Origin of the sequence: Tardiphaga sp. (assembly GCF_044336785.1) — a bacterium.
Lineage (GTDB): Bacteria > Pseudomonadota > Alphaproteobacteria > Rhizobiales > Xanthobacteraceae > Tardiphaga.
On the sequence record NZ_JBIIOT010000018.1, the window covers coordinates 63,829 to 71,933 of the forward strand.

10 protein-coding genes are annotated in these 8,105 nt (G+C 62.9%); 3 read left to right on the top strand and 7 right to left on the bottom strand.

Going from position 1 to position 8,105, the window contains the following annotated elements; translation table 11 throughout:
* The first annotated feature begins 200 nt into the window (after positions 1-200).
* Positions 201-2,282, top strand: a complete 2,082-nt coding sequence (locus ACIQ2A_RS08175) for a phospholipase D-like domain-containing protein (protein ID WP_398477705.1) — start codon at positions 201-203, stop codon at positions 2,280-2,282.
* A 46-nt stretch (positions 2,283-2,328) separates the two neighbouring features.
* Here the strand turns inward: ACIQ2A_RS08175 and ACIQ2A_RS08180 are convergent, their stop codons facing one another.
* Positions 2,329-3,225 carry a LysR family transcriptional regulator gene (locus ACIQ2A_RS08180; protein WP_398477707.1) on the bottom strand — a complete coding sequence of 299 codons (897 nt, stop codon included), beginning with the start codon at positions 3,223-3,225 and terminating at the stop codon, positions 2,329-2,331.
* A gap of 101 nt (positions 3,226-3,326) precedes the next feature.
* On the opposite strand from ACIQ2A_RS08180, the gene ACIQ2A_RS08185 reads away from it, so the two are divergent.
* Together ACIQ2A_RS08185 and ACIQ2A_RS08190 are read left to right on the top strand one after the other, a co-directional pair.
* Complete coding sequence (locus ACIQ2A_RS08185; protein WP_398477709.1) at positions 3,327-4,316, top strand: zinc-dependent alcohol dehydrogenase family protein; 990 nt, start codon at positions 3,327-3,329, stop codon at positions 4,314-4,316.
* 69 nt (positions 4,317-4,385) lie between these two features.
* Positions 4,386-5,072, top strand: a complete 687-nt coding sequence (locus tag ACIQ2A_RS08190) for a hypothetical protein (protein ID WP_398477711.1) — start codon at positions 4,386-4,388, stop codon at positions 5,070-5,072.
* A gap of 107 nt (positions 5,073-5,179) precedes the next feature.
* Here the strand turns inward: ACIQ2A_RS08190 and ACIQ2A_RS08195 are convergent, their stop codons facing one another.
* The 6 genes from ACIQ2A_RS08195 to ACIQ2A_RS08220 form a co-directional block, all read right to left on the bottom strand.
* Positions 5,180-5,392 (bottom strand): hypothetical protein, encoded by a 213-nt coding sequence (locus ACIQ2A_RS08195; RefSeq protein WP_398477713.1) that lies wholly within the window; start codon positions 5,390-5,392, stop codon positions 5,180-5,182.
* On the bottom strand, positions 5,389-5,610 hold the full coding sequence (locus tag ACIQ2A_RS08200; protein ID WP_398477715.1) for a hypothetical protein: 222 nt from the start codon (positions 5,608-5,610) through the stop codon (positions 5,389-5,391). Before ACIQ2A_RS08200 ends, ACIQ2A_RS08195 begins: the two co-directional genes overlap by 4 nt.
* An 8-nt stretch (positions 5,611-5,618) precedes the next feature.
* Positions 5,619-5,792 carry a DUF3606 domain-containing protein gene (locus ACIQ2A_RS08205; protein WP_398477718.1) on the bottom strand — a complete coding sequence of 58 codons (174 nt, stop codon included), beginning with the start codon at positions 5,790-5,792 and terminating at the stop codon, positions 5,619-5,621.
* A gap of 104 nt (positions 5,793-5,896) precedes the next feature.
* Positions 5,897-6,412: a ferritin-like domain-containing protein gene (locus ACIQ2A_RS08210; protein ID WP_398477720.1), complete on the bottom strand. Its 516-nt coding sequence runs from the start codon at positions 6,410-6,412 to the stop codon at positions 5,897-5,899.
* A gap of 240 nt (positions 6,413-6,652) precedes the next feature.
* Positions 6,653-7,141 carry a cyanase gene (gene cynS, locus ACIQ2A_RS08215; RefSeq protein WP_398477722.1) on the bottom strand — a complete coding sequence of 163 codons (489 nt, stop codon included), beginning with the start codon at positions 7,139-7,141 and terminating at the stop codon, positions 6,653-6,655.
* 21 nt (positions 7,142-7,162) lie between these two features.
* A complete protein-coding gene (locus ACIQ2A_RS08220) occupies positions 7,163-8,050 on the bottom strand; it encodes an ABC transporter ATP-binding protein (protein WP_398477723.1) in 888 nt (295 codons plus the stop codon).
* Between the last annotated feature and the right edge of the window lie 55 nt (positions 8,051-8,105).

An 8,105-nucleotide genomic window follows, 5' to 3' on the forward strand; every position in this document is an offset into this window, starting at 1 on the left:
CTATCTAGGCGCTTTCCGCCTTGGAAACATCGCATGCATGGAAACGATGCGTTTCCGCAGGATGCCATTCCCATCCGCTCCTATGCACAGCCGCGCACGACCTAAAGCTGTCCATTCCCACAACATATACAAATAGTTGACGCGCAATCCGACTTGGGCAAGCATCGCCCCGCAAGATCGCGGCATCCGTGGGGGACATCATGCGAACCGACGACGAGGCAAAACCGTTCAGGGCCAGGGCTATCGCCGGCACACGCGCCGTGATGATTGCGCTCGATTGCGAGGAGCCAGCCAGCAAAGGCCTTCTCGGCTTTGCCTTCCGACGCGCCAAGGGCACTGCGGATCTGAAATATCTCCGCTCGCTGAAAGTGTTCGAGGACGTCGTCCCTGATCCCGACACCGAACAGGGCGAATACCTGACCGATCGCTTTCCGGTGCAGAGCTTCCTGTGGAGCGACTACACCGCCGATCCCGATACGGACTACCGTTTCGAGATCGTGCCGGTCTATGGCACGCCCACCGCGCCCAGGCTCGACGAAGCCCATAAGCTGACACTCAATGTCCATACCGAGAAGGAGGACGACGGCAAGCACGGCATCTGGTTCAACCGCGGGGCCATCGCCAGCCAGGCCTATGCCCGCCGCTTCAAGAACCATGTGCCCACCGATGCGGAGATGAATGATCGCGACGACGAACACACGATCTGGCTGTCGCGCGGATTGCTCGAAGCCTGCCTCGCTTACATCGACGGCACGCAGGAGCACGAGGCGTTGCGCGCCTGCGTCTATGAATTCACCTATCCGCCCGTGCTCGAAGCCTTTCGCAACAAGATCGAAGCCGGCATCGATGTCCGCCTGATCGTGCACAAGGACAAGGACGGCAAGAACGAAGCGGCGATGAAGAAAGCCGGCCTCGACCTCAAGAAGACGGTGAACGGCGAGCCCGTCATCATCTGGCGCACGCGCCCGCCGATCCCGCACAACAAGTTCATCATCAAGCTCGACGGCGACAGCCCGCAAGCAGTGTGGACCGGATCGACCAACCTCACGCCGTCGGGCTTCCTCGGCCAGTCCAATGTCGGCCACCTCGTGCACGACGCGGATGTCGCCGAACAATATCTGAAATACTGGACCATCCTGAGCGATGACCCCACCGGCAAGCCGGCCAAGGAAGGCGTCGCCGAGATCTCGCCCTATCCGCCCCCGGTGGTCGAGTCCGAACCTCCGACCTGCATTTTCTCACCCCGCCAGACCGCCTCGATGCTGAACTGGTATGCCGACCGCATGAGCGACGCGACCTCGTCGATCATGTTCACCGCAGCATTTACAGTCGCTCCGGATTTTATCGAGCCGCTGGCGCGCGACCGCGATTTCCTGCGCTTCGTGCTGAAGGAGAAGCCGCCCACCGCCAACGAAAGCAAGGCCCTCCAAGGCGATCGGGACCTGCAGATTTCCTATGGCGCCGTGCTCGGCGCCGAATTCAAGGTGGTCGATGGCAAGCTCGTCGCCAAGCGCAAGGTGAAGCAGTTTCCGCTCGACCGCTGGTATCTCAAGGAAGAGCTGACGCGCAGCCAGGGCAATATCTTCTTCGTGCACACCAAATATCTGCTGATCGATCCGCTCAGCGACGACCCGCTGGTCTGCACCGGCTCGGCGAATTTCTCCGACGGCTCGCTCACCAAGAATGACGAGAACATGCTGCTGATCCGCGGCGACACCCGCATCGCCGACATCTACATGACCGAATTCGATCGCCTGTTCCGCCACTTCTATTTCCGCGATGTCGCCAATGAAGTGGCTGCCAAGCGCAAGCCCGGCGAGAAGCCGGAAAAGGTGTTTCTCGATCCCGACGATCGCTGGACCAGAAACTACTTCATCGAAAACGGATTCAAGTCGCGTCGCCGCCAGATGTTCTTCCTGCCGGTGAGCCCGAACTGGGTCGACAACGCGAAGACCCACAACGCGGAAGAGCCCATCCGCCCCGCCAAGGACAAGCCAGCGAAGAAAGCCGCTGCAACGAAGAAAGCGGCCGTGAAGAAGGGCAAGACAAAAAAGGGAACGACGAAAAAAGCACCGGTGAAAAAGGCCAAGGCAAAGAAGGCCACTGCGAAGAAAACAAAGGTCCGCAAGGTCAAAACGGCAGCCAAGGCCAGGAAAGCGACAAAGAAGGCAACAAGAGGAAAGAAGGCGACCAAGGCCACGGTGAAGAAAACCACCAGGGCCAAAGCCAAATCCAGAACCAAATCGAAGGCCAAATCCAGGACGGCAAAGAAGAAGCGCTAGCCGCGACGGGCGCTTTGCCGGCAGCATGCCGGCAAGACGATATGCGCTACATCAGCTTTGGCAGCGCTGCTGCCAGCGCATCCACGGCCAGCCGCACCTTCATCGGCAGATGCGGCGTGCGCAGCCAGAAGGCATGGACGTCGTAAGGATAGCTCGGCACATCCGCGAGCAGCTGTACGAGCTCGCCGCGCGACAACTGCGCCCGCACCAGCCATGACGGCAGCCATGCAATGCCAGCACCGGCCCCGGCCGCTTCTGCGATGGCGTCGAGATCGTCGAGGCGCAGACGTCCCTTCGGCACGACTTCGCGTATCGCGCCATTCGCTTCCGGAAACAGCCAGGGCGGCACCGGCCCGGAGCGGCGATAGATGACGGCTGCATGCGCGGCGAGATCGTCGATCCCCTGCGGCGTGCCATGCGCAGCGAGGTAATCCGGCGCCGCGCACACGATCATCTGCTGCCGCGCGAGTCGGCGCCCCACCAGCATGGCGCTGTCGCCGGGCTCGCCGGTGCGGATCGCCAGATCATGGCCGTCGTCGGCGAGGTCGCTGAGCCGGTCGGTGAACGACATCTCCAGCTCCAGCAGCGGATGCCGCATCACCAGTTCGCGCAGCACCGGCGCCACGCAGCGGCGGCCGAAATGCACCGGCAGCGTGAGACGCAGCACGCCCCGCAGCTCCGCACGCTGATCCGCCGCCAGCGCATCGGCCGCCGCCATCTCGGCTAGGATCGCCTTGCAGCGCTCGTAATAGGCACGGCCGAAATCTGTCAGGCTCTGCTTGCGCGTGGTGCGATGGAGCAGTTGCATGCCGAGCCGCGTCTCCAGTTCGCGGACATGCTTGCCGGCCATCGGCCCGGACATGCCGAGCGCGTCGGCCGCCGCGGCGAAGGAGCCGAGATCGACGGCCCGGACAAAGGCTTCCATGCTGGCAAGGCGATCCATATTCCGAACCATTGGTTTCGAATGATCTTCCGAAACGCTCATTTATCGCATCCGGCACCACCGATACAGCTCATTCATTCCCGCGATGAAGGAGTTTTCCCATGCCCCGCATTGTCCGTTTCCATCGCTTCGGCGGTCCGGAGGAACTCGGGATCGATGACATCCCGGTGCGTGATCCCGGCCCCGGAGAGGTGCAGATCCGCGTCAAGGCGCTCGGCCTCAACCGCGCAGAAGCCCTGATGCGCGCCGGCGCCTATATCGAGACGCCGCCCCTGCCGGCGCGGCTCGGGCTTGAGGCCGCCGGCCTTGTCGCCGCGCTCGGCGCCGGCGTCACCGGCTTCGCGCTGGGCGATGCGGTCAGCGTGATCCCGCCGGTGTCGATGATCCGCCATCCCACCCATGGCGAGATCGCGAACCTTCCCGCCGCGCATGTGGTGAAACATCCGCCGGCGCTCGGCTTCACCGAAGCCGCCGCGCTGTGGATGCCGTTTCTCACCGCCTATGGCGCGCTGATCGATCTGGCAAAACTGCGCGCGGATGACACCGTGGCCATCACGGCGGCGTCGAGCAGCGTCGGTCTTGCTGCGATCCAGATCGCGCGCAGCGTCGGCGCACGCACCGTGGCCATCACGCGCACACCGGAGAAGGAAGCCGCATTGCGCGCCTTCGGCGCCGATGATGTGGTGGTGACGGCGCATGACGATGTCGAAGCCAGTCTCAAGACCATCGCCCCCGATGGCATCCGCATCGTACTCGACGCCGTCAGTGGCGCATTGGTCACGCCGCTCACATCAGCCATGGCGCGCGGCGGCATCCTGATCGCCTATGGCGGCCTCGCACCGGAGCCGACGCCCTTCCCGCTCTTCACCGCGCTCGGCAAATGCCTGACCCTGCGCGGCTATCTCGTGCATGAGATCGTGGAGGACGCGGTGAAGCTCGCTGCCGCAAAACGTTACATCCTCGACGGCGTCGCCGCTGGCACCTTCACGCCGGTGATCGCCAGGACGTTTGCGTTCGACGACATCGTCGCATCCTATCGCTTTCTCGAATCCAGCGCCCAGTTTGGAAAAGTGGTGGTGACGCTTCAATAGGTGCGATGCCGGTCCCTCCTCAGCGTTCGGGTCTTGCCCTTTGGCAGAAATAGGCATATATTCCAGCGCATGACTTATCCCATCGCCCCTCTCTTCCTTCCTGGTATCCGCGTCATCGACTCCACAGGGAGCGAGCCGCAGGAGGAGACGATCCTGAGCGGCCCGCGGACGCGCGGATCGCGGCGACCGCATGGCGATGGCAAACATGCGCAGGTGCGTCGCCTGATCGAGACGACGCGCATGACCTATGGCGAGATCGCGAAGGCAACCGGCGTCGGCCGCGCCTCGATTTGCCGCTGGACGCAGGACGGCCAGTGGCAGCGCCCCTTCTATGCGCCGGTGGCCACCGACACCGTGCCGAGCGCCCGCGCCTCGCGAAAACTGCGGCTGCGCAAGCTCGGCGAACGGCTCTATCTCCTTGCCGACCGCATGCTGCGCGACCTTGAAGCACGGCCCGACGTCACGCCGGAAGCGCTGCTGCAGGCCTTGCAGGTGGTGAAGATGGCCAGGGCCGAAGCCATGGGCCGCCGGCGCCGCCGCCGCGATCCCGATGGCGTGCCGCGCACCGGCGCCTGGTTTGCGTCGCGCGACGAGGCGATCGTCACAGCCCTCAAGGAGATGCGCCGCGCCACCGGCCTCGATACGCGCCATATCCCCGATGAAGCCATGGCGCTGCTGGAAGCCGCCCATCCGCGTCCGGAAGACGAGCCCGATCACCCGATGCTGAACGGACGCCGGCGGCGACGGCGGCGGTGATCGCAAGGACGTTCGCGATTGACGATATCGTCGAAGCCTATCGCCCTCGAAGGCAATCATTTCGGCAAGGTGGTTGTGACTCTGCAGGAAGCGCCGCGCTCGCGCCTCTATTGCGCCGCTTCCGCTTCGGCCTCACGCAATCTCTTGCGCTGTTCGCGCAGCGTCGGCAGATGGATACCGAGGCGGCTGGCCTGACGGCGGATCGCCTGCACATTGCGCCGAAGCGCCGCCGCACATTTGATGGGAGAGGCGCCGGCTGCTGCCATCACGCGCAGGCGCTCGATGTCGGCTTCGGACCAGGGTTTGACCAGCGGCATCATGAGGATTGCCCGATCACACGAAGCGGCGCGTTGTCGCGATGGCGCATAAAGGCCGATATCGCGCGATTGGAGAGTTTGAGCCGGCTGCCTTCGCCCTGCTCGATCTGATAGGCGACATGGCGCCCGACATAATCGAAAGCTGCGTCAGCCGCGCACACCCCCGTTCGTTCGAGATAATCGAGCGCAATCTTCACCGACTGTTCGTGCAGCGCGTCCATGGAGAGGGTCAGGCTGCCAACTCCTTGCGAACGGCTGCAGCCGAGTTACCAACCTTGTCCACCAGCGCCTGCAGTTTCGCGCGATCGATCTTGAGCTGATGGCTCCAGTATTTTACCTCATGGGGCTCATGCATGTTGATCTTGCTGCGATCGGGCTGGCCCTTGTTCCTGAGATCGTCCATGGCGTCCTCCAAAGCGCGGCGGCAGCGACGGGCTGCACCATACGAACGTGAGCCAGCACGTCTTGTTCCGCCGACCCGGCGTCGCCGCCGGGCCGGCAAGGGAATCACAGATCGGCTTCAGCCGCGACATTGACCACCGACTTCGCCAGCGTGGACAGCGCCGCATCCGTCGCCTTCTCCTCCTTTAGCGTCGCGTCCAGCAGCGCGACGGCTTCGGGCATGCCGAGCTCCTTGGCCCAGGTCGCCAGCGTGCCATAGCGGGAGATCTCGTAATGCTCCACCGCCTGCGCCGCAGCCGCGAGACCGGCATCCAGCGCCGGCATGCCTTTATATTCGGACATGATCTCCGCGCCTTCCTTGGTGATACCCATGATGGCGTCGCATTTCTTGGCAGCGGGCTTCTTGCCGAGGATCTTGAACACGCCTTCGAGGCGCTTGATCTGACCGGCCGTTTCCTTCTGGTGCTTGAGAAAGGCCGCCTTCAGCTGCTTCGACTCCGCCGCCTTGGCCATCTTCGGCAGCGTGGCGAAAATCTTCTTCTCGGCGAAATACACATCCTTGAGCGTGTCGTGAAACAGGTCGGCGAGCAGCTTTGGCTTTTTGGTTGTTTTCTTGGCCATGATGATTTCCTCCGTGCGATACAAAAATGGCCCCTGCACAGATGCAGAGGCCAGACATGTGCTGGTTTACAAATGACCTGCGACAAGCAGCAGTTGTGAGCAAGGTTCCGCGCGAAGCAATGTCACGCGCAGCGCATCATCTGCCGCTCGTACCAATCCGAGGCTGATATCCACACGACAGCAAACGGCCGGGACAAGCCCGGCCGCGACGTATGATGGCAGATCGCCGGTCGGATATCCTTAGTCTTCCTTGAAGCCATATTCCGGCACGTTCCCGCTCGCGCCGTAATACTTGTACGGCAGGAATTTGCCCGACATCGTGATCTTGACGCGATCGCCCTTCGGGTTGGCCACGCGCTCGAAATCGAAGTCGAAATCGATCGCCGACATGATGCCGTCGCCGAATTCTTCCTCGATCAGCATCTTCCAGGCCGGGCCGTTCACCATCACCATTTCGTAGAAGCGATAGATCAGCGGATCCTGCGGCGGCATCTGCATGGTTTCGGCGCGCATCGGGATCTCGTTCAGCATCGCGGTCTCCGCCTTGGAGAGGCCGAACAGCTCGCCGGCATTGGCCGCCTGCGGCTTGGTCAGTTTCATGTTGCCGAGAATGGCGCCGACGATCAGCACGTCGGAATAGCCGCCGATCGCCTTGCAGATATGTTTCCAGGTCCATTCCTTCTCGCGCTTGATGTCGAGCAGCTTTTCGGTGAGGTCGGATCGCAGCATGGTGGTCTCCTTTGCAGATGATCAGCGCATCGCGCTGGTGAGAGACGGCATCGTTGGCGCCTCGGTGAAAACTGGCCGCACCACCGGCACATTGCGCGCATCGTGGTCCGGCGTGGTGGCGGTGAAGGTCTTGCTGCGCGTCACCAGGAAATCGATGATGTGGTTGCGCAGCGCGTAGTAATGCGGGTGCTTGTGCAGATCGATGCGGGCGCGATCCTTCGGCAGCGGGTTCTCGACGATTTCCGCCAGCACGGCGCCGGGGCCGTTGGTCATCAGAAAGATCTTGTCGGCGAGATACATCGCCTCGTCCACGTCATGGGTGATCATGAAGGTGGTCTGGCCGGTCTCCAGCGTGACACGGCGCACCTCGTCCTGCAGCGTCCCCCGTGTGAGCGCATCGAGCGCCGAGAATGGCTCGTCCATCAGCATGATTTTTGGCGTGATCGACAAAGCGCGTGCGATGCCGACGCGCTGCTTCATGCCGCCGGAGAGTTCGGACGGCCGCTTGTGCTCGGAGCCGGTGAGGCCGACCTTGTCGATGAAGGTCTGCGCATGCGCCCGGATTTTCGCCTTGTCCCATTTCCGCCATTTGGACGAGACGGCATAGGCGATGTTGCCCATGACCGTCATCCAGGGCAGCAACGCGTGGCTCTGGAAGATCACCGCGCGATCGAGGCTGGTGCCGGAGATCGCCTGGCCATCGACGATGACGGTGCCCTCCGAGGGCTCGTCGAGCCCGGCGAGGATGTTCAGCACCGTGGTCTTGCCGCAACCGGAATGGCCGATAATGCAGCCGAACTCGCCGGGCGCCAGCGACAGCCAGAGATCCTCGAAGATCGTGGTCCGCCCGCCATGCGCCGCCGGATAACGTTTGGCGATGCCTTCGATGGAAATGAATTTTGTGGTCATGCGGTTGCTCCTGCCTTCTCCCCGCCTGCGGGGAGAAGGTGGCGTCGCGAAGCGA